This is a genomic window from Corallococcus sp. AB038B (assembly GCF_003668955.1).
Lineage (GTDB): Bacteria > Myxococcota > Myxococcia > Myxococcales > Myxococcaceae > Corallococcus > Corallococcus exiguus.
In genome coordinates, this window is record NZ_RAWO01000001.1 from 1,338,817 (window position 1) to 1,359,824 (window position 21,008).

The 21,008-nt window shown below is 69.9% G+C and carries 19 protein-coding genes; 10 read left to right on the top strand and 9 right to left on the bottom strand.

The features are described from left to right. Nucleotide 1: 1 nt before the first annotated feature. Nucleotides 2–388 carry a hypothetical protein gene (locus D7Y04_RS05580; protein WP_120595390.1) on the bottom strand — a complete coding sequence of 129 codons (387 nt, stop codon included), beginning with the start codon at nt 386–388 and terminating at the stop codon, nt 2–4. 200 nt (nt 389–588) lie between these two features. Next, nucleotides 589–1,665 (bottom strand): 23S rRNA (adenine(2503)-C(2))-methyltransferase RlmN, encoded by a 1,077-nt coding sequence (rlmN, locus tag D7Y04_RS05585; protein WP_120595391.1) that lies wholly within the window; start codon nt 1,663–1,665, stop codon nt 589–591. Between the two features lie 170 nt (nt 1,666–1,835). On the opposite strand from rlmN, the gene D7Y04_RS05590 reads away from it, so the two are divergent. Next, on the top strand, nt 1,836–3,323 hold the full coding sequence (locus D7Y04_RS05590) for a glutamate--cysteine ligase (RefSeq protein WP_121758546.1): 1,488 nt from the start codon (nt 1,836–1,838) through the stop codon (nt 3,321–3,323). A gap of 114 nt (nt 3,324–3,437) precedes the next feature. After that, complete coding sequence (locus D7Y04_RS05595) at nt 3,438–4,904, top strand: hypothetical protein (RefSeq protein ID WP_121758547.1); 1,467 nt, start codon at nt 3,438–3,440, stop codon at nt 4,902–4,904. Nucleotides 4,905–5,043: 139 nt separating this feature from the next. Here D7Y04_RS05595 and D7Y04_RS05600 read toward each other — a convergent pair whose 3' ends face one another. The 3 genes from D7Y04_RS05600 to hemG form a co-directional block, all read right to left on the bottom strand. Next, the gene (locus tag D7Y04_RS05600) at nt 5,044–5,817 is read right to left on the bottom strand and encodes a LytTR family DNA-binding domain-containing protein (protein ID WP_121758548.1); all 774 of its coding nucleotides are present in this window, start codon (nt 5,815–5,817) and stop codon (nt 5,044–5,046) included. Beyond that, on the bottom strand, nt 5,814–6,872 hold the full coding sequence (locus D7Y04_RS05605; protein WP_121758549.1) for a sensor histidine kinase: 1,059 nt from the start codon (nt 6,870–6,872) through the stop codon (nt 5,814–5,816). Before D7Y04_RS05605 ends, D7Y04_RS05600 begins: the two co-directional genes overlap by 4 nt. A gap of 255 nt (nt 6,873–7,127) precedes the next feature. Then, nucleotides 7,128–8,528: a protoporphyrinogen oxidase gene (gene hemG, locus D7Y04_RS05610; protein WP_121758550.1), complete on the bottom strand. Its 1,401-nt coding sequence runs from the start codon at nt 8,526–8,528 to the stop codon at nt 7,128–7,130. Nucleotides 8,529–8,631: 103 nt separating this feature from the next. Here hemG and D7Y04_RS05615 point away from each other — a divergent pair, with 103 nt between their 5' ends. Further along, nucleotides 8,632–9,321: an SDR family oxidoreductase gene (locus D7Y04_RS05615; protein ID WP_120576571.1), complete on the top strand. Its 690-nt coding sequence runs from the start codon at nt 8,632–8,634 to the stop codon at nt 9,319–9,321. Between the two features lie 149 nt (nt 9,322–9,470). Next, nucleotides 9,471–11,888, top strand: coding sequence for a CapA family protein (locus tag D7Y04_RS05620; RefSeq protein WP_121758551.1), 2,418 nt, complete (start codon nt 9,471–9,473; stop codon nt 11,886–11,888). A gap of 9 nt (nt 11,889–11,897) precedes the next feature. Here D7Y04_RS05620 and pdxH read toward each other — a convergent pair whose 3' ends face one another. Continuing rightward, a complete protein-coding gene (gene pdxH / locus D7Y04_RS05625) occupies nt 11,898–12,497 on the bottom strand; it encodes a pyridoxamine 5'-phosphate oxidase (protein WP_121758552.1) in 600 nt (199 codons plus the stop codon). A gap of 71 nt (nt 12,498–12,568) precedes the next feature. Between pdxH and glgA the strand changes: the two genes are divergently transcribed. The 3 genes from glgA to D7Y04_RS05640 are packed head-to-tail and all read left to right on the top strand — an operon-like array spanning nt 12,569 to nt 15,447. Continuing rightward, entirely contained in the window at nt 12,569–14,002 is a 1,434-nt protein-coding gene (gene glgA / locus D7Y04_RS05630) for a glycogen synthase GlgA (protein WP_121759287.1), read from the top strand. A gap of 36 nt (nt 14,003–14,038) precedes the next feature. Then, a complete protein-coding gene (locus D7Y04_RS05635; protein ID WP_121758553.1) occupies nt 14,039–14,956 on the top strand; it encodes a serine/threonine-protein kinase in 918 nt (305 codons plus the stop codon). Then, nucleotides 14,956–15,447, top strand: a complete 492-nt coding sequence (locus D7Y04_RS05640) for a hypothetical protein (RefSeq protein ID WP_121758554.1) — start codon at nt 14,956–14,958, stop codon at nt 15,445–15,447. The genes D7Y04_RS05635 and D7Y04_RS05640 overlap by 1 nt, the downstream gene beginning before the upstream one ends. A 4-nt stretch (nt 15,448–15,451) precedes the next feature. On the opposite strand, the gene D7Y04_RS05645 is transcribed toward D7Y04_RS05640, so the two are convergent. After that, on the bottom strand, nt 15,452–16,813 hold the full coding sequence (locus tag D7Y04_RS05645; RefSeq protein ID WP_121758555.1) for a hemolysin family protein: 1,362 nt from the start codon (nt 16,811–16,813) through the stop codon (nt 15,452–15,454). A 55-nt stretch (nt 16,814–16,868) separates the two neighbouring features. Here D7Y04_RS05645 and D7Y04_RS05650 point away from each other — a divergent pair, with 55 nt between their 5' ends. The 3 genes from D7Y04_RS05650 (at nt 16,869) to D7Y04_RS05660 (ending at nt 19,433) form a co-directional block, all read left to right on the top strand. Then, nucleotides 16,869–17,672 (top strand): hypothetical protein, encoded by an 804-nt coding sequence (locus D7Y04_RS05650; RefSeq protein WP_121758556.1) that lies wholly within the window; start codon nt 16,869–16,871, stop codon nt 17,670–17,672. Between the two features lie 63 nt (nt 17,673–17,735). Beyond that, nucleotides 17,736–18,740, top strand: coding sequence for a hypothetical protein (locus D7Y04_RS05655; protein ID WP_121758557.1), 1,005 nt, complete (start codon nt 17,736–17,738; stop codon nt 18,738–18,740). A 93-nt stretch (nt 18,741–18,833) separates the two neighbouring features. Next, the gene (locus D7Y04_RS05660; protein ID WP_121758558.1) at nt 18,834–19,433 is read left to right on the top strand and encodes a hypothetical protein; all 600 of its coding nucleotides are present in this window, start codon (nt 18,834–18,836) and stop codon (nt 19,431–19,433) included. Here D7Y04_RS05660 and D7Y04_RS05665 read toward each other — a convergent pair. Then, complete coding sequence (locus D7Y04_RS05665; protein ID WP_147477041.1) at nt 19,430–19,693, bottom strand: hypothetical protein; 264 nt, start codon at nt 19,691–19,693, stop codon at nt 19,430–19,432. The two genes, D7Y04_RS05660 and D7Y04_RS05665, sit on opposite strands and share 4 nt — an antisense overlap. A gap of 187 nt (nt 19,694–19,880) precedes the next feature. Beyond that, complete coding sequence (locus D7Y04_RS05670) at nt 19,881–20,993, bottom strand: caspase family protein (RefSeq protein ID WP_121758560.1); 1,113 nt, start codon at nt 20,991–20,993, stop codon at nt 19,881–19,883. Between the last annotated feature and the right edge of the window lie 15 nt (nt 20,994–21,008).

The following is a 21,008-nucleotide window of genomic DNA, read 5'->3' on the forward strand; positions in this document are numbered from 1 at the left end:
GTCACGCCAGCAGGTGCGTGCCCGCGTAGCGCCGCGAGAAGTGGATCCACCGGCGCTCGTCCACCTCCACCTGCCACTCGCTGTTGGGCGTCAGCGGCAGGCGCTGCTTGAGGAAGCTCTCCAGGTGGTCCGCCGCCTTGATCGGCGTGAGCCCCGGCGCTCGGAACGCGATGTGGAGCACCACGTCCAGCGACGGTGCCACGTCCACCGACGCACAGATGCGCAGCGTACCCACGCGGCGCTGGTACTGGGTATCCGATGCCGGCCATGTGGCGGAGCCCTCCGGCTGCGGAGGCGCCTGCTCAAGCCAGTTGTCGGGGATCAGGATGAAGTCGAGCAGATTGCTGCTCGCCTCTTCCACCGTGCCGTGCTCCTGGATGGAAAGCATTGCCCACCTCCGCCAGAGAAGCCGTTGGGGTTGCGTGGAAGCCGTCTTGAAGAATGTGCCCACGAGCCCATGCCATGCAAGGGCCCCCGAACATCCACGTGCCGCACACACCTCGTTACGCGCGTGCGGACGGGGCGGACGCTAGCGCTCCGGGGTGACACGACAGGTCGGGTGGTGTTCCGTGCGACCCCGCACGTTGCTCAGGAAGCGACGGGAAGGGAGCGGCGGGGCTTGCGCTCCACGGCGGCTTTAAGCTGGCCGCAGCCCGCGTCGATGTCGATACCGCGACGTTGGCGCACCGTGCTGGGCACGCCGTACGACGTGAGCACGTCCTGGAACGCACGCACCGCGTCGGGGACGCTGGGACCGCCGTCGTAGCCCACCGTGGGGTTGAGCGGGATGACGTTCACGTGCGCGTCCATCCCGTGCAGCAGCTTCCCCAGATGGTGCGCGTGCTCCGCGGTGTCGTTGCGGCCGGAGATGAGCGTCCACTCGAAGAAGATGCGGCGCTTGCGCTTCGCCACGTAGTAGCGGCACGCGTCCATCAGCTCATTGAGCGGCCAGCGGCGTCCCGCGGGCACCAGCGCGGCGCGCTCCGCGTCCGTGGCGCCGTGGAGGCTCACCGCGAGCTGTACCGGACGCGCCTCGTCCGCGAGCCGGAGGATGCCGGGCACCACGCCCACGGTGGACAGGGTGATGAAGCGCGGCGCGAGCGCCAGGCCCTTGGGGTCCACGAGGATGTCCACCGCGGCCATGGTGTGCTCGTAGTTGTGCAGGGGCTCGCCCATGCCCATGAGCACGATGTTCCGCAGCGCCTCCCCTTGCGCGCGCAGGACGCGCGTGACGTGGAGCACCTGGCCCACGATTTCGCCCGGCGTCAGGTGGCGTGACAGCCCCATCTGTCCGGTGGCGCAGAAGACGCAGCCCATGGCGCACCCGGCCTGCGTGCTCACGCACACGGTGGCGCGGCCCTTGAAGCGCATCAGCACCGTTTCAATGGTCTGCGCGTCGTGCAGGCGCAAGAGCAGCTTGTGGGTGAGCCCGTCGCTGCTGAAGCTCTCGTGATGCGTGGCGAGCGTGCCCAGGTGCGCTCGCTCCTGGAGCACGGTCTGGAGGTCCGGGCGCAGTCCCTGCACATCGCCTGTCGCGGTGACGCCGTCGCGGTACAGGCCCGTCCACACGCGCTCTCGGTACTGGGGGCTGAAGCCCCAGCCGGCGAGCCGCGCGTCCAGCGCGGGGCGGGGCAGGTCGTAGAGGTTGACGGTGGCGTCCGGCATGACGGGACCTGGGATAACACACCCTGCGCGGACGCACCCGGGTCCGCCGGCCTGGGGGGCGGACGAGGGAGCGCGTGTGGGAGGCGGGCGGGGTTCCCGGTGCGTTGCGGCGTCCAGCGGCTGACACCGCGCGTGCCAGTGCGCCGCGTCGTGCCAATCGTGGAGGGCCTATGGGTCTGGCCATCCAGCAGGAGGAGTTCACGCCGGAGGAGCACGCGCGGTTCGTGGAGCGGCTCGCGGAGAGCCTGGAGGCGCTGCGACAGGTGCTCCAGCGCCCGGGCTTTGGCGTGGGGCCCGCGACGATGGGCGCGGAGCTGGAGGTGGCGCTGGTGGACGGCGCGGGTTCGCCGCTGCCGGTGAACCAGCAGGTGCTGGCGAAGTCGAAGGACGACCGGCTGACGCTGGAGCTCAACCGCTTCAACATGGAGATGAACCTGCGCCCCTCGTTGCTCGCGGGGCGGCCGTTCACCGGGCTCCAGGCCCAGCTGGACGAGGTGTTGGCGGAGCTGAGGCGCACGGCGGCGACGGAGGGCGCGCGCGTGGCGACCGTGGGAATCCTGCCCACGCTGCGGCAGGCGGACCTGGGGAAGAACGCGCTCACGCCGCAGCCGCGCTACCGGGCGCTGGCCTCGGCCATCCGCAAGCGGCGCGACGGGCCCTTCCAGGTGGCCATCGCGGGCGACGACACGCTCAACCTCACCTGGGAGGACGTGACGCTGGAGGGGGCGAACACGTCGCTCCAGTTCCACCTGCGCGTGGATCCGGAGGACTTCGCGCGCGTGTACAACGCCGCGCAGCTGGCCACCGGGCCGGTGCTGGCCGCGTGCGGAAACTCGCCGCTGTTCCTGGGCAAGCGGCTGTGGGAGGAGACGCGCGTGGCGCTCTTCCAGCAGGCCACCGACGACCGCAGCGACAGTGACGAGGCCGCGCACCTGCACCCGCGCGTGACGTTCGGACACGGCTGGGTGCGCGAGGGCCTGCACGAGCTGTTCGCGGAGGCCGTGGCGCTCCATCCGGCGCTCCTGCCGGTGATGGGGCAGGAGTCCCCGCTGGAGGTGGTGGCCGCTGGCGGCCTGCCCAAGCTGGAGGAGCTGCGGCTGCACCACGGGACGGTCTGGTCATGGAACCGGGCCATCTATGATCCGCACGGGGAAGGCCACGTGCGCATCGAGTTCCGAGCGCTGCCGTCCGGCCCCACACCGGTGGACATGGTGGCCAACGGCGCGTTCATGCTGGGGCTGACGTTGGGGCTCGCGGAGCGGGTGGACGCGCTGCTGCCGGCGCTGCCCTTCTGGCAGGCGCGGCGCAACTTCAAGCAGGCGGCGCACTACGGCCTGGGCGCGACGTTGCTGTGGCCAGCGGAGACCGCGCCCAGCCCTCGGGTGATGCCGGCGGTGGAGCTGGTGAAGCAGCTCTTGCCCGTGGCGAGGCGCGGGCTGCTGGAGGCCGGAGTGGAGGCCTCGGAGGCGGACGGGCTCCTGGACATCATCGCCCGGCGCGTGGCGATTCAGCGGACCGGGTCGCGCTGGCAGCGGGCGGTGCTGGAGCGGCTGGAGGCCCACATGCCCCGCCAGGACGCGCTGGCGGCCCTGCTGGAGCGCTACCTGGAGCTGTCGGAGGAGGGGCTGCCGGTGCACACCTGGCCGGTGGAGCGCTGACGTGCCCCGGAGCCTGGGGGCCTTGTCGGGACGGGGCTGTCGCGGTGAATAATCCGGCCATCCTGAAGGTCAGCCGGCGAGGCCTCGTGCCTCGCGCTGAAGGGTGCCGTTCCCGTGATTGCCTCGCTCTTTGCTTCGTTCCGCTCCGGCGCCCGCCGGAAGTCCTTCCTCGTCCCAGCGCTGCTGTGCGCGGGGGCACTGACCGCGTGCTCGACCACCCGGGGCCACGCCAACGACCTGGCGGAGAAGGGCCGCTTCGTGGAGGCGGCCGAGGTCTACGTGAAGCTCGTCAATGACGAGCCCAACAACCCCGAGTATCGCGCGTCGCTGGATGACCTGCGTTGGCGCGGCCTCTCGCAGTTGCTCACCCAGGCGCGTCAGGCTCGGGTGGAGGGGCGGGACGAGGACGCGGAAGTGAACCTGGAGCAGTTCTTCACCTACAGGGTGAAGTGGAACTCCAAGCTGGATGGCGGCATGGAGAGCTCGCTCCTGGAGGAGATGGCGGGCACGCACCGGCACCTGCGCCAGCTCATCATCGACCCGGCGAAGCTGGGCAACGCGCTGACGGCGGAGTCGCACCTGGACCGCAAGCGCGTGCTCCTGGCCCAACCGGAGATGGCGCCCATCCGCCGCGACGTGGAGGAGGCGGTGGCGCAGGGCGGCGTGGCGACGTGCGCGAAGCTGAAGCAGTCGCTGTCCGGCGGCGCGCAGCACTGGACGGAGCTGGTGTCGCGCTACTGCGGGCACTACCAGCAGTCGGCGCCGCGCGCGGGGATGTTCCCGGAGGCGCTGGGCGTGCCCACGTGGCAGGTGTCCGTGGATGGCATCAGCAATGACGTCGTGCAGTACCTGATGACGCGGCTGTCGGGCGCGTTCGAGGCCTCGCCCTGGTACTCGGAGGCGTCCCAGCGCCACGCGCCGATGACCATCGCCGGGAGCCTGCGCGAGCGGCGCACCGTCGAGCCCGTGCAGCTGACGGCGCCGTGGACGGAGCGCGTGCCGTACACGGACCACGAGGACCGCACCGCGACGGCGGAGGTGCCGTATTCGGTGGAGGAGTCCTACGAGGAGAAGGGCGTGATGAAGAAGCGCCTGGTCCGCCAGACGAAGACGGTGGAGTACAAGACGACGGTCGAGGTGACGAAGTACCGCGACGTGTCGCGCTCGTTCGACTACCACGCGCAGCGGCGGGGCGTGGAGTACAGCTTCGCGGTGGTGGCCCAGGGCATCCTCCAGGAGCAGCACGCGCCGCTGGCGGTGAAGGCGGAGAACTCCATCGAGGCCTCTGGCTACGAGCACAACATCACCTTCGAGCCCGGCGGCGTGCGCCCGCAGGTGTTCCAGCGGCCCAACAAGGAGGGCTGGCTGGACGGCCAGCTGCGCGGCTACGAGCAGACCTTCTTCGCCTCGCTCATGTCGCGCTGGCAGGACGCGTTCTGCAATGCGCCCGCCTTCGCCGTGGAGGATGCGGCCCGCTGCGCGCGAGGCGGCGTGGAGCTGCCCGGCCCCGCGAAGCAGGCCCTGACGGACACGCTGGGCGACGACGCGGCGCAGGTGCACCGGCTGTTCGTCTGGAACTGAGGCGCTCGGTGTCGAGGCGGGTGCGCTCGCCGCGCCTGCCCCGCCGTTGCTGGCGCCAGCCCGCGACGGATGACGCGCGGGATGTGTCTGCACGATGCGCGCGCCAGCACGGAAGCCGTGCCGCGCGCGCAGAGCGGGCTCAGCCCTCGTCCTCCGCGCCCTTGCGCAGGCCCAGCATGCGGCGCAGCTCGCGCGCGGACTGGCGGCTCACCTCCACCGAGTGGCCCCGCGCCGTACGCGCCAGATAGCCACCCGTCTCCAGCGGCTCCAGTCGCGTCACGTGGGACAGGTTGAGCAGCGCGCGGCGGTGCACCCGGTGGAAGTGCTCCGGAGGCAGCTTGTCCGCCAGTTCGTTGAGCGTGAAGTCGGTGAGGTAGTCGCCCTGCGCGGTGAACACCGTCACCAGCTCGTCCTCCAGCGACGCGTGGGAGATGGCGTCCGGTGACACCAGCACCAGCCCCTGCCGCGTCGGGATGGGCAGCCGTGTCAGTGCCGGCTTCTCCGCCACTACCGTCGGCGCCGTCGCGGCAGGTGCCTTCACCCGCGCCGGCACTCGCGCCCGCGCGCGCTCCAGCGCCTTCTGCAGCCGCGCCGCCTCCACGGGCTTGAGAACGTAGTCCACCGCGCCGTGCTCGAAAGCGTTCACCGCGTGCTCCGCGTGGGCGGTGCAGAAGATGACGTGGGGCCCGCCTTCCGGCAGCAGCGCCATCGCGTCCAGCCCGCTCAGGCCCGGCATGTGGATGTCCAGCAGCACCACGTCCACGCCGCCCGCGCGCACCGCCGCGAGCACGGAGTCCCCATCCACCGCCTCGCCGCAGACGCTCACGTCCGGCAGCGCGGCCAGCAGGCGGGACAGGCGCTTCCTGGCCAGCAGTTCATCGTCGGCGATGAGGACGCGCAGGGGCTCTCTCACGTGAGGACTCCGGGTTGGGGGCCCTGGCGGGGCAGGGTGACGGTGACACGGGTGCGCCCGTCGGCGCTCTCCAAGGACAGGAGCGCATGGCCGCCATAGGCCAGCGCCAGCCGCCGCTCCACGGTGGGCAGGCCCACGCTGCCTTCGCGCGGGCCCTTGGACGCGCCCGGGTTGTCGAGGGTCACCACCACCGCCCCCTCGCGCGTGGCAACCTCCACGCTCAGCGGGCCCCGGTGGCCGGCCGCCGGGCCGTGCTTCACCGCGTTCTCCGCCAGGGGCAGGAGCAACAGCGGCGGCACGGGCACGTCCGCAAGCCCGTCCGCCACGTCCATGCGCAGCTGGAACAGGTCCGGGTCGCGCAAGAGGTGCAGGTCGAAGAGCGTGCGCATCAGCTCCAGCTCCTGCGACAGCGGCCAGGTGACGCTGCGCACGCCCGCGAGCACCGAGCGGAGCATCGTGGACAGCCGCAGCACCGCGGCCTCGGCGACGGCGCCGTCCTCGCGGCACCACTCCGCGATGGCGTTCAGCGTGTTGAAGAGGAAGTGCGGATCCAGGTGGCTGCGGATCGCCAGCAGCTGCGCCTGCTCGGCCTCCCAGGCGAAGCGGGTGGCGCGGGCCCGCTCACGGGCCAGCGTCTCCTCGAAGCCGATGTCCCGCCCCAACCCCCAGCCCGCGACGAGGAACAGGCCGCCGCAGATGGCCAGGTTGTACGGCTCCGACAGGAACATGTCCTGCATCAGCGTGACGCGCGGCAGGGCGTAGCCCACCGACAGCACCACGCCGCTGCCCACCGCCGCGTAGAGCAACAAGCGGATGCCGCCGTGGCTCAGGTCCAGCCCTTCCGGGAACAGCACCCGGTACGACACGGGCGCCACCGCGACGCACATCAGGCACAGCAGGAGGCCAATCCAGAACGCGCGAGGATCCACGCTCCAGCGCACCTGGGCCGCGAGCAGCGGAATGGACACCAGGACGATGGGGGCCAACCGCCACGGCGCGACGAGCGCGCGCAGCGTGGCGCGAACGATGGAGCCTTCCTGCGACGTCTCCTGCATGCGGAGGCGGAAGGCTACACCGTCCCGCGTCCTACCGCTGGGGGATGGGCGCGGGGACGAGGTCCAGGACGAACGTCCCGGCGAGGACCGCGGGGAAGAAGAGGACGGCGAGCACGAACAAGAGCGGCGAGCGCAGTGAGAACATGGGGGGCTTCTCCAGTGTCCATGAAACATGCCCACGAACTCTGGCATCGACCCAGGGACCCTCCAGGGAGGGTTGCCCCCGGCCGTCGCTGTCTCCGGGTGAGCGGTCGCTCAGGCGCTCCGGGTGGCTCCCGCCGCCGGCCCTCCCAGTGCCTCCGCCAGTCGAGCCGCCTCCTTGAGGCAGTCGTTGACGCCCACACCCCGGTACGCGTTGCCGGTGAGGTGCAGGCCAGGCCAGCGCTTCAGCCGCTCCTCCATCGACGCCAGTCGCTCCAGGTGGCCCACGGTGTACTGGGGAATCCCGCGCGGCCAGCGGAACACCGCCGTCAGCTCCGGCGTCGCGGTGAGCCCCGCCATCGTCTTCAGCTCCTCGCGAGCCAGTGCCACCAGCGCGTCCTCATCCCGGGAGACGACCTCCGGCCGGCGAGCGCCGCCCATCAGGCACGTCAGCAGCACGCGCCCGCCCTCCACGCGGAAGGGGAACGTGGTGGAGACATGGATGGTGCCCAGCATCGCGGTGCCCTCCACCGCCGGCACCAGGAACCCGAATCCGTCCGGCTTCGGCACCGTCCCCGGCGCGAAGCCCAGGTGCACCACGGCGATGGGCGCGTACGGGATGGCGTCCGCCTTCTCCGCCAGCTCCGCGTCCAAAGGGCGCACGAGCGAAGCCGCCACGTGCGCGGGCACCGCCAGCACCACATGCGTCGCGCTCAGCTCCGCCGACTGGCCCCGCTCCTGGTACCGCACCTTCCAGCCGTCCGCCGAGCGCTCCAGTCCCTCCACCTTCGCATCCGTGTGCACGCTGTCGCCCAGCGCCTTCGCCAGCGCGTCCACCAGCACGCCCAGGCCGCCGTCGAACGTGCTCATCTGCCCGGTGAGCCGGGGGCCTGTCTCCACCGCGCCCGAGCCCTTCGCCTGTCGCGCCGCGCGCTGCGCACGGATGGCTCCCAGGATGAGGCTGCGGTGCTCCCGCTCGAATTTCACGAGTTGCGGGAACGTGGCCTCCGCGCTGAGCTGCTCCGGGTCGCCCGCGTAGGTGCCCGTCTGCATCGCGTCCAGCAGCACCGCCGTCGCCTCGCGCCCCAGGTGGCGCCGCCCCAGCCGGGCCAGGGACTCGTCCGCACCCGTGGGGTTGCGTCCGCTGAACAGCTCCCCCACCACCCGCAGGCGGGAAGCAAGGGGAAGGATGTCGGATTTCAGGAACGCTGGAGGCGACGTGGGCAGGGCCCGCAGGGCGCCGCGTGTGTAGATGTAACGGTTTTTTGCCGCTGCATCCGCCGAACGAATTCGGGATGACACTCCGAGCACGTCCGCCAGTTCACGCGTCGTGGGCTCCCGGTCCAGGAAGCTGTTGGGTCCGGCCTCCAATAGGTAGCCCTCGCGGGCGTGGGTCTGCACGTTTCCACCCACGCGTGACGTCGACTCCAGCACCACGGCAGCAGTACCGCGAGCCCGCAATTGATAGGCCAGCGCCAGTCCGGTGATGCCTCCCCCAATGACCGCGACCGTCATGTCGTCCTACTCCCGGGCTTGTCGTGAGGTGAGCAACCCCGGGCGCCTTAGTGCGAAGGCAAGAGCTTTGCCAAGGAGAGCCTCCCGGCGCGTTAATAAAGGCATGCGCTATGTCATCACGGGAGCGAGCCGTGGCATCGGTTTCGAATTCGTGCAGCAACTGCTGCGGCGGGGAGAAACGGTGGATGCAGGGGTGCGTGCCCCGGAACTGGCGCGCCGGCTGGAGCCGCTGCTGCTGGAGGCCGGCAGCCGCCTGAGGATCCATCCACTGGATGTCACCCGCGCGGAAAGCGTCCAGGCCTTCGCGGAGCGCATCTGCCGCGAGCCGGTGGACGTGCTCATCAACAACGCGGGCGTGTCCGGCCAGTGGGTGGGGCTGAATGAGTTGGACTACGAGGACCTGGCGCGCACCATCGAGGTGAACGCGCTCGGGCCGCTGCGCATCACCTCCGCGCTACTGCCCGCGCTGCGGCACGGCGCGGGACGCAAGGTGGCGCACGTCACGTCCCGCATGGGGTCGCTCTCCAGCAACACGGAGGGCGGCGCGTACGCCTACCGCATGTCCAAGGCCGCGCTGAACATGGGCGTGCGCTCCATGTCCAACGACCTGCGCCGCGAAGGCCTGGCGTGCGTGCTGCTGCATCCGGGTTGGGTGCAGACGGACATGGGCGGGCAGGACGCGCCGCTGCCGGCGGAGGAGTCCGTGCGCGGGATGCTGCGGGTCATCGACAGCGTCTCGCTGGAGCACTCCGGCCGGTTCTTCGACTACGAGGGCGCGGAAGTGCCTTGGTAGTGACCTGAAGGGACATGCTCGCTGTCGCCGGGTGAACACGCCCCGGCCCCCGGGGGCAGGCAGGCAGCCCCTGGGGACGAGGCCGTCGCTGGCGCCTGCCTGCCGCCGTCCCCATCTCGTCGCGAGGAAGTCCGCGGCGGAGGGGTGGGATGGCGTGGCGGTGGTGGTGGCCCACGGTGTGGGTGGCGGCGTGTCTCGTGGCGTGTGGTCCGGGCGCTTCCACGCCGAAGAGCGGCCAGGAGGCCGTGACGCCGGGGGACGAACCGGCGACGCCGGTGACGCCTCCGGACGACCCGCCCAAGGAAGAACCCCCGCCTCCCGAGCCACCGCCGGAGGAAGAGCCGCCTCCCGACGAGACGGCGGAAGAGCCGCCACCGCCAGAAGAGGATCCGGTGCTGACGGCCTGCGCGCCGGAGCCCGCGGCGGACGCCACCGTGCCCGAAGCCGAGCGGACCGCGCGCCATGACTACGCCTGCACCGGCATCGCGCTGGAGGGCTCGCTGGTCTCCACGGCGGGCACGCCGGTGGCGGACGTCGTGGTGAAGGTGGGGGACGCGCGGGCGCGCACGAACGCGACCGGACACTTCCGGTTTCCCGTGCTGCCCCGTCACAACCGGTTGCTCACGGTGGAGGCGGAGGGCTTCCGCCCGGCGGTGGTCGCGGTGGAGCTGCGCCGGAGCCTGACGGAGAAGCGCGTGACGTTGCCGCCGGTGCGCCTGTCTCCGAAGGACGGCGTGCGGATGCTCTTCGCGGGCGACGTGTCGCTGGGCCGGCGCTTCCTCGACCCGGACGACACCACGCCGCGCAACCAGATGCCGCCAGACGACCCTGCGGCGCTCATCCGCGTGTCGGATCCGTTGCCGGGCACGAAGGCCGTCTTCACGCACGTGCGGCCCTACTTCCAGGCGGCGGACTTCCGGGCCGTGAACCTGGAGACGCCGGTGACGGATCATCCGGCGACGCCCCACGACGAGAAGGCCTATGCGTTCTTCACGCTGCCCGGCTCGCTGCCCGCGCTGCCGTGGCTGGGCGTGGACTACGTGAGCCTGGGCAACAACCACGTCTACGACTACCTGGCGCCGGGACTGGAGGACACGCTCACGCACGTGGCCGCGACGGGCATGGCCTTCAGCGGCGCGGGCCAGAACGAGGACCAGGCCTTCATGCCGGCGCGCGTGTCGCTCGCGGGCGCGAACTACAGCCTGGTGTCCATGTGCTCCATCACCGGCAGCGCGCATGATCAGCAGTACGTCGCGGGCCCCAACCAGGGCGGCGCGGCGGACGCGAGGAACCTGACGCGGGCGTCCGCGTTGCTGGCCGCGGAGAAGGCGCAGGGACGCGTGCCGGTGGCGGTGCTGCACACCGGCGTCGAGTACAGCGTCCGGCCCTCCACTCCGACGGCGCAGCGGATGCGCGACCTGGTGGACGCGGGCGCGGGGCTCGTCATCGCGCACCACCCGCACATCCCGCAGGGCTTCGCGCGCCACGAGGGCGTGTTGATGGCGCAGTCGCTGGGCAACTTCGCCTTCGACCAGGACCGCATGGAGACGATGGTGGGCCTGATGGCGGAGGTGGAGGCCAAGGGCACGCGCGTGGACCGGGCCCGAGCGGTGCCCGTGTACATCGAGGACTACCGCCCCCGGCCCGTCGCGGGCGACCTGGCGGAGAGCTTCCTGCGCAACCTGGCGGAGCTGTCCCGCGAGGGCGGCGTGGAGCTGGTGCCCCAACCCTCCTGGGGCGAACTGCTCCCGGAGGACAAACACGCGGCGGTGAGCGAGCGCACCGTGGACGTGCCGGTGACGGTGGACGCGAACGGCCGCGCCACGGTGGACCTGCGGCCCCTGCGCCATGAAGGGGAGTCCGTGGCGGTGGCGAAGCTCACGGGCGCGGACGTGACGGGCGCGAAGCTCAAGGCCGGGCGGGACGTGCTCCTGCACGGCGACTTCGAGGACCACGACGTGGACGACGACGCCAACGAGGCGCCGCGCTGGAGCGTGGGCCCGAACGCCGGCTACGTGTGCCAGGACGGTCCGCATCGGGGCGCGGCGGCGCTCTGCCAGCGGCGTGCGGCCAGCGACTCACGGAGCGCGGCGGTGAAGCTGGTCAACCGCTTCCGTCCGCCGGGCTTCGCGGAAGGGCCGCCCAACCGGGACCTCACGGCGGTGGCGTGGCTGAAGGGGCAGGGCGGCGGAGCCTTCTCCGCGAAGGTGCAGTACCTGCCCGTGGAGTCCTACACGCTCTTCGGCGAGCAGACGCTGCTGCGCCACGACGGTGGCACCTACGACTGGACGCTGGTGGCGGAGGACCTGCACTTCCCCGCGGATCCGCCGAAGCCGGACCTGTGGAACGCGCCCTGGGCGTTGGACCTGACGCTCAACACCGTGCCCCCGAAGTCCGGCCAGGGCGTGACGGCGGTGGACGACCTGGCGCTGGTGGCCTGGGAGAAGCAGGCCACGGGAGGCACGCTGACGCAGCAGACGCCGCACGCGAGGGACTTCGTGCGGGTGGAGGCTCCTGCGGGCACGTACGTGCTGCGCGTTATCTTCCGCGAGCACCGCGTGCCTTGAGGACTTGTTTCAAGGGAACAGCAGCTGCGTCTTCCAGCCCGCGCCGTCGCGCAGGTACACGTTGCGCTCGTGCAACCGGCTGGGGCGGGCGTGCCAGAACTCGATGCGGTCCGGCACCACGCGGAAGCCGCTCCAGTGCGACGGGCGCTCCACCTCGCGGCCCTGGAAGCGCGCCTCCACCTCCGCCACGCGCTGCTCCAACAGCTCGCGCGAGGGCAGTTCTTCACTCTGGAGGCTGGCCCACGCGCCAATCTGGCTGCCGCGCGCGCGGCTCTGGAAGTACGCGTCCGCCTCCGCGTCCGTCACCTGTTCCACCCGGCCCTCGATGCGCACCTGCTGCTCCAGGGGCTGCCAGAAGAAGCACAGCGCCGCGTACGGATGCGCACGGAGCTGACGCCCCTTGCGGCTGTGGAAGTTGGTGAAGAAGACGAAGCCCCGCGCATCGAAGTCCTTGAGCAGCACCACGCGTGAACTGGGTCGGCCCTGGTCGTCCACGGACGCGACCACCATGGCGTTCGGGTCCACGGGGATGGCGGCCTTCGCCTGGGCGAAGAGGTCGGCGAAGCGCTGGATGGGGTCGGGAGGGATATTCGTCACGCGGCGCACCATAGGAAACACGGCCCCGGCGCGCACGTTCGCGGTTGACTCCCTGTCGGGACTCGCACGCAATGGCGGGACTCATGAAGATCCTCTTCATCGCCTCGGAGGTCACCCCCTTCTCGAAGACGGGGGGACTGGGCGACGTGGCCGGGGCCCTGCCCACGGCGCTCGCCGGGCTGGGGCATGACGTGAAGATCGTCACGCCCCGCTACCAGGACGTGCGCAACACCGGACACTTGCTGCCCACCGGCCAGTCCCTGGTGCTGCGCTTCCCCTTCGGTGAGTCAGGCGGCCCCATCCTGTCCGCGCGCCTCTCCGAACGCCTGGAGGTCCTCTTCCTGGAGAACGAGGCCTTCTACGGCGGCCGCAAGGGCCTCTACGGCGACGCGGGTGGCGAGTTCGCGGACAACCCCCGCCGCTTCGCCTACCTGTGCGTGGGAGCGCTCCAGGCCGCGCAGCGCCTGCGCTTCTTCCCGGACATCATCCACCTGCACGACTGGCAGACGGGCCTCGTCCCGGTGGCCCTGCGCCGCGGCTTCCAGGGCACGCCGCTCGCGAAGGCGAAGTGCGTCTTCACCATCCACAACCTGGCCTACCAGGGGCAGTTCCCCAAGCGGACCATGGAGGACCTGGGGCTGCCGTGGGACCTCTTCACGCCGGAGGGCGTGGAGTTCTACGACCACGTCAACTTCCTCAAGGCGGGGCTCGTCTACTCGGAGGCGCTCACCACCGTGTCGCCCACCTACGCGCGCGAAATCCAGACGCCGGAGCAGGGCTACGGGCTGGATGGCCTGCTGCGCCGCCGCTCGCACGCGCTCACCGGCATCATCAACGGCATCGACGCGCACGAGTGGAACCCCCACACCGACTCCTTCCTGCCCGCGCGCTACGGCCCGGAGGACATGACGGGCAAGGCGATGTGCAAGCGAGCCCTGCTGGAGCACTTCGGCCTGCCCACGGAAGGCAACGCGCCGGTGTTCGGCATCGTCAGCCGGCTGGCGTGGCAGAAGGGCGTGGACCTGCTGCTGGAGACGCTGCCCGCGGCGCTCCAGGGGGACCTGAAGTTCGTGGCGGTGGGCAACGGCGACCCGACCCTGGAAGAGGGCCTGCGGGCGCTACAGGCCCGCCACCCGAAGCAGGTGGGCGTGCACATCGGGTTCGACCCGGCGTTGTCACATCTGGTGGAAGCCGGGTCGGACTTCTTCCTCATGCCCAGCCGCTACGAGCCGTGCGGCCTGAACCAGATGTATTCACTGCGCTACGGCACGGTGCCCATCGTCCGGGCCACGGGTGGACTGGTGGACACGGTGGAGGGGGGGCTGGACGGCAACGGCATCCTCTTCGAGTCCTTCCACCGCTCGGCGCTCCTGGCCGCCATCCGCCGGGCGCTCTCCCTGTACGCGGACCCCGCACGGCTGGGGGACTTCCAGGTGCGGGGCATGGGGAAGGACTTCTCATGGACCGCGTCCGCCCGGAAGTACGAGGCCCTCTTCAGCTCCCTGGTGGCGGAATAGTGGGGCCGCTCCCGGATCCGCGTTAATCTTGGCCCCGTGGCGGAAGCTCCGGACCTGGGTGGCTATGAAGTGGTCGGCCGGCTTGCGGTCGGAGGCATGGCCGAGGTGTATCAGGCGCGTCCCCGTGAGGCGACCCAGCGCTCCCCGGGCGAGCCCGACGAAGTGGTCATCAAGCGGCTGCACCCGTCCTTCCGCAACGACCCCGCGTATGTGAAGGCCTTCGTCGACGAGGCGAAGCTGACGGTGCGCCTGCGCAACGCGCACATCGTGCGGACGTTCCGGCTGTTCCGCGCCGGGCCGGACTACCTCATGGTGCAGGAGCTCGTGAGTGGCCGGACGCTGGGCTACATGCAGGAGCTGCTGATCAAGGCGGGCGCCGCGATGCCGCCGGAGTCCGCCTGCTACATCGCGTGGTGCATCCTCAAGGCGCTGGACTACATCCACCGCGCCAAGGTGGGGGAGAACGGCGCCACCATCGTCCACCGCGACGTGAACCCCGCCAACGTGCTCCTGGGCGTCCAGGGCGACGTGAAGCTCACCGACTTCGGCGTGGCGGAGGTCGAGGGGATGATCCGCGGCGACTCCGGCGCGCTGCGCGGCACGCTGCCGTACATGAGCCCGGAGCAGGTGCTGGGGCAGGCGGTGGACGCCCGCACGGACCTGTACGCGGTGGGCGTCATCCTCTGGGAGCTGTGGGCTGGCCGCCGCCTCTTCAATGGCGACAACGAGGCGCAGCTGATGCACCTGGTGCGCGACGCGCGCGTGCCGCTCTTGTCCACGTTGTCTCCGGACCTGCCGGACTACGCGGCGCGGGTGGCGCGCAAGGCGCTGTTCGCGGACCGGGCCCGCCGCTTCCAGTCCGCGGGGGAGTTCATCAAGGCGCTGGAGGTGCTGGCGCGCCGAGCGGGCTGGCCCCTGACGGTGGAGGCGCTGCAGCCTCTGCTGGGCGGCTGATGCGCTCGCGCCGGGCGGTGCTCGGGCTGGGCCTGGCCGGCATCTCCTGCCTGTCTGGCTGCCTGGGCGTGGTGCCCTTCCGCCCGCGCGCCTACGACGAGGCGGTGCGGGTGGAGGCGATGGACGTGGCCTTCACGCGCGACGGCAGCGGGGCGCTCACGCTGAAGCTCCAGGTGGGGAACCCGTCCTCGGACGCGGCCACGCTCACCCGCGTGGACTTCGACCTGCGCGTGGACGGACGGCGCGTGGCCACGGGCGAGCAGGTCATGGGCGTGCCCCTGGACGGCAAGGGCGCAGTCCCCCTGGAGGTCTACTTCCCGTTGGCCGTGGCGCGTGGCGGCGGCCGTCCGGAGGCGGGCTCGCACGTGGTGCGGGTGGAGGGCGGCGTGGTGCTGCGTTTCGGAGGCTCCGAGCGGCGCGCGCCCTTCCGGGACACGCGCTCGCTGGACATCGCGTGGGTGCCAGGCGGGGAGTCCAGCCCGGCGCAGTGAGCTTTCAGCTCTTCGCGTCCGGAGCCGAGCTGGAGTCGGAGGCCTGTCGCGGCGAGCCTCCCTGGCCGTCCGGGAGGCCGGGCGCGACGCTCTTGAGGCGGGACATCCGCACGCGGTCGATGCGGGCGCCCTCCTTGGTGGCCACGACGAACTGCCAGCCGTTGTAGGTGAAGCGCTCGCCCACGTCCGGCAGGTGGCCCGCGAGCGAGGACAGGTAGCCGCCCAGCGTGTCGAAGTCGCCCTCTGGCAGCGGGAAGCCGAAGAGCTTGGTGAACTGATCCACCTCCATGGCGGCGTCCACCAGCGAGCTGCCGTCGGCCATCTTCTCGACGAGCTTCTCCTCCACCTCGAACTCGTCGCCGATGTCGCCCACGATTTCGCGGAGGATGTCCTCCAGCGTGACGACGCCCATGAAGCCGCCGTACTCGTCGACGACCATGGCCATGTGGATCTTCCGCTTCTGCATGTCGCGGAGCAGGTCCCCCACGGGCTTCATCCACGGCACGAAGTGGGCGGGGCGGATGACGTCCTGCAGGACGATGAGCTCCGGGTGCTGGAGCAGCGGGATGAGGTCGCGCGCGTGCAGCACGCCGACGATGTGGTCCACGTCGTCCTTGTAGACCGGGATGCGCGAGTGGTTCTCCTCCGCCAGGATTCGCAGCACCTCATCCGGCGGGGTGGTGACGTCCACGGAGATGACGTCCGTGCGGTTGACCATCACGTCGCGGCAGCGCTTGTCGGACAGCTCGAAGATGGAGCGGATGAGCTGCGGGGCGCTCTTGTCCACCTCGTTGCGCGCGGCCTGGGCGGCGAGCAGCTTCTCCAGCTCCTCCAGGGGTGGGGGCGGCGGCTCGAAGCGCAGGGTGCGGCCCATGGTGCGGGCGCCCAGGTTGAGCAGGCCCAGCATGATGCGCATGGGCGGGTAGAGCACCGTCACCAGCAGGGACACCAGGCCCGACAGGCGCAGGGCCCAGCGCTCCGGGTTGCCGTTGGCCAGGCCGCGCAGCGTCACCTCCATGAGGCTGGCGAGCACGCCCACGAAGAGGGCGCCCGCGCACACCGTGGCGATGGGCACCCAGGTGGCCTCGGCGTAGCGGCTGAAGTCCAGCAGGCGCGGCGGGACGAAGGCGCCAATGGCGGCGGCGAGGAAGCCGGACAGCACCATGCCCAGGCGCAGGGCGGTGGCGGCGGGCTCGCGCTCCGTCTTGTGACGGAGCACCCGGCGCGCGGCGACGCTCTTGCTCTCCTCCGCGAGCTCCTGGGCGCGCAGGTCGGACGTCCCATAGAGCGCGGACTCCGCGGCGGCGACCAGGGACCTCATGAAGCAGAGGGCCAGGCAGGCGACCCAGAGGGTCCAGGTAGGCATAGGGGTCCGTTCTTATCCCGTGCTAGAGGGGCATACCACCCTGGCGGGAGGCACCATGCGGGGACGTCGGATGTACGTCATTGGCGGACTGCTGGGCGCGCTGGCGGCGCCCTCGGCGGCCCTGGCCTGGCCGGTGGACCAGGCCCTGACGCTGGAGCCCGGCAAGGAGAGATTCCAGAAGCTCACCGCGGTGGACTGGGCGGAGTCCGACGCGCCCAACGTCGTCACGGCGGAGGCGCTGCCCCAGAGCGGCGAGCTGCTGCTGACGCCCCACGCCGCCGGCATCGCGCGAGTGCTGCTGTACGCGGAAGGCCGCTTCGCGGTGTGGCGGGTGATGGTGGGCCCCATCGAGCTGCAGAACACCGGATCCGAATTCGCTGCGGCGAAGAAGGCCTGCCCGGACCTGAAGGCCACGGAAGGCGTAGAGCGGAGCCTCACGGCGACGGTGAACGACACCGCGTGCCGGTTGGCGCTGCGCACGTTCCTCAAGACGCACGCGTACCTGGCGAAGGAGCTGGAGCTGACGTTCGCGGTGCCGCAGCTCCAGGCGCAGCTGGAGGACTTCGAGGCGGGCATGCCGCCGGGGCTGACGGTGCGCTACAGCGGCGCGGGGCTGGTGCTGTCCGGGAAGACGGACCGCGAGGGGCACCGCAAGGCGCTGTGGGAGCTGTTCAACCGCGCGGTGGGCCGGGTGCCGCTGGAGGACCGCACGGAGGTGGATGCGCCGCCGAAGCAGGACGACGCCGCGAAGCAGGAGGCGCTCGACGCGACGGTGTCGGACGTGCCGGGGGATGCAGGGGTGCCGCCGGCGCCGCCTCCGCCGGTGAAGCGCAAGGCTCCGCCCAAGAAGCCGCGCTGAACTTCGGAGGGCGCGCCGGAGGGCATCCGCTTGCGGTATGACCGTGGGTGGAGGTCCGACGGAATGACGAACGGAGTGAAGTGCGCGGGGTTCGCGTTGGTGCTGGCGCTGACGGTGGGGCCGGGGGCCGCGTGGGCGCAGGTGGATGAGGACGACGGCTCGGCGGTGGTGGTGGACCTGCCGGAGATAGACCGGGGCTGCCCGGTGAAGCCGGAGTTCCTGCCGATGACGCCCATGGGACAGGTGGGCATCGACCGGCTGGGCTGGCTGGTGCACCAGGCCATCATCCCGCCCTCGAAGGACAAGTTCTTCCTGGCGGGGGCGCGAAGCCGCTCCGGGGTGAAGCCGGTGCCCATGGACCAGTCGAAGAAGCTGGGCGCGCTGGACACGACGAAGGCGCCCATCTGGGTGTTCGGCAAGGAGAAGTCGAAGGCGTGCAAGGGCACGCCCATCGCGTACTGGGCGGTGCGGATGGGGACGGACGAGGACCGCCAGACGTACCTGATGGCGGAGCTGGCGATGGAGTGTGAAGTGCTGCCGCCCGGACGGCTCGCGGGCACGCCCGTCGCGCTCCGGCAGAAGGACGAGCCCACGGGGTGCGTGCTGCGCCGGCCCAACCGGAGCCACACGGGCAAGGAGTCCGACGGCATTCCCCCGGACTACGCGGAGCACATCCCGCCGCAGGACTGCGCGGCGCCGGAGTGCGCGCGGCTGTGGGAGTACTTCGGCGTGACGGGCGAAGAGGGCGAAGGTTCGTTCGACCTGACGGTGTCCTATCTGCACAAGAACGGCAGCAATCCGTGCAACTGGGCGTCGGACGACCTGTCCATGTTGTTCGTGCGAGGGCGGGAGAGCACGGCGCTGACGCCGCTCAAGCCGGGAGGCCAGCTCTTCGGAGGACTCTGGGACTTCAGCGGCCCGCGCTTCATCCTGAGCCGGGAGATGGGCGTGCTCTACGCGTACGACTACCAGAAGCTGAAGGCCGCGCCGAAGGCCGTGCGCTACGGGAGTCCCACGGAAGAGGACCTCATCCACGCGAAGCGCACGCTGTCTCCGTGCAAGAAGTAGCCGCGCTCAGGCGGTGAAGCCAGAGCCCCTGGACGCTGCTGTCAGCATCCAGGGGCTTTTCGCGTGAAGCGGTCCAGAAGGGGGAGGTCTGCCATGCGTCTCTACCGTCCCGTCGGGCTTCAAGAGTTGCTGTTGATCTACCGGTCGGGCATGCGGCGTTTTCCGCCGCGTCTGCCGGAGCAGCCCATCTTCTACCCGGTGCTCAACGAGCCGTATGCCCGGCAGATCAGCCGGGATTGGAACGCCAAGAGCCCCGAAGGCGCCGGCTACGTGACGGCGTTCGACGTGGAGGACGCCCACGCGGCCTCATTCGAGGTCCAGCAGGTCGGTGCTCGGATGCACCAGGAACTCTGGGTTCCGGCCGAGGCCCTGGATGCGTTCAACGATCACATCCAGGGACGGATTCGTGTGATTGCCGCGGACTTCGATCCTCACTTCACGGGCAGGATTCCAGAGGCCTTCTCCCTGCGGGGGCAGAATGCGCGGACCCAACTGAAGACCCTGATTGGGATCCACGGGTACAACGGGATGGACTTCCACGCAGAGGTGACCGCGAACCATGAGGCCGTGTTCGCGCACTTCCCCTATTGGGAGCAGATCGCCACCGGGAACGGGACCCAGGTGGTGGAAGCAATCCGCACGGTGTGGAGCGGAGGCTTCCCGGAGACGCCGCTGGGCTGCCAGCCCGGTTAGTGAGCGCTGGACCCGTGGTAGCACTTACGCAGCTTCAAGGTCGGCAGGTCCACCGTGCCGCCCTTGTTGTCCGTGCAGTACCAGAATAAGCCGTGCGCTACCTGGACGCCGCCCTGCTGTGTTCGCGTGAGCCTGTTGCGGAACACCTGCGGTGCGGTCGCGCTCACCAGCTTGTTGCTCTGCTGCATCTCCTTCCAGCCCACGTAGTACTGCTTCAGCGCCGCCCAGGCGCCTTTGGAGTAGCGCGGGCTGTCCAGCATCCACACCTCCAGCTGGGACACATCTCCGAGTCACCGTCGCCCGCCACGTCGTAGTCATGGCTTTGTAGACCTTGAATGACCGCATCTTCACATCGTAGTGCGCGGGTGCATGGCAATCCCTCAGGTGGCCGAATCTCCACGTTCCATATGCTTGGTGTTGGTAATTGGTGTAAGGGCCGATGTCTGGTTAGCTGCCGCTAATCAGACGGAGTAGTTCTGGATGATGAGGAAAGTCTTCCTGCACGGCTTTGACAAGCGTGTCCTGGCTGATTCCTGCGCCGCCGCCGCCCTGCCTAAGAATTCGAAGTGCCGCAAACCAATTCGCTCGCCCAGTGCCGCTGAGCCGAAGCCGCGATAGGTCACCGCCAGCTCGAGCCCATATCTCCTGATCCTGCGGACCTGCAGGATAAAGATCGGAGAGAGCTTCTTCGAGCTGGCGCCAACGATCGTGCGAGGCAGTTGTCGCTGAAGCGTTTGCTGCGCTCTTTGATCCACCACGTTCTAGCGCGACTACGAAGTTATCCTCTAGGTCACTAGCCTTGAAGATTGGATGCTGGCGTCCGGGCGCTGCGTTACGGACCTGTTCTGAGACATAATTGAAAATCTCGAAGATTCGAATCAGCCCGTCGCCGCGCGTATGCGCGGAACCCCGCAGCGCGGCGACAAGGTGTTGTGTGAATAGGCTGTTTGAAGCTCCTGCTAACACAAGGGAGGTTTCAGATGCTCGCGATGATGCGATAAGGACTCGTCCGGTTCCCTTTGCCAGTTCTTCCAGAGATTTCTCGCTGAATCCTAAAGCCAGAGGTTGAATGCCGCCGGCAGTCTTGAAGCTACCGACTCCTCCAGAGTGGCATGCATCAATGAGCACAACAACGCGCTGGGCCTTAATTCGCGCTAGCGCTGCTGAAAGCTCCGCTTCTGGCAGGACTGTCGACGCCAAGTTGGCTAAATCGCAGTCGACAGGAATGAGGGCGCTCTCTGGATTTGAAGGGGCGCCGAGGCGTGCTCCATGACCAGAGAAGAAAAACATTACTGTGTCGTCAGGCTTGGCGCGAGCCGCGAGAGCCGCTAGTTCACTACGGAGGGCATCAAGTGTTACTTGCTCGTTCAGCAGTAGAGTTACATTCCTAGGCTCGTAGCCGCAGTGCGCTGGCGAGGTGAGTGTTGCGGCGACTTCACGCGCATCGTTTATGACTGCAGTAGGCAAGGGAGGGACATTGGGATAGGCAGCAACGGCGACTACTAGGGCGTGCCCACCAGGAAAGCGGGCTGTCGCAACCACATCATCCTGATTGTCCATGTCTATCCCTCTTTC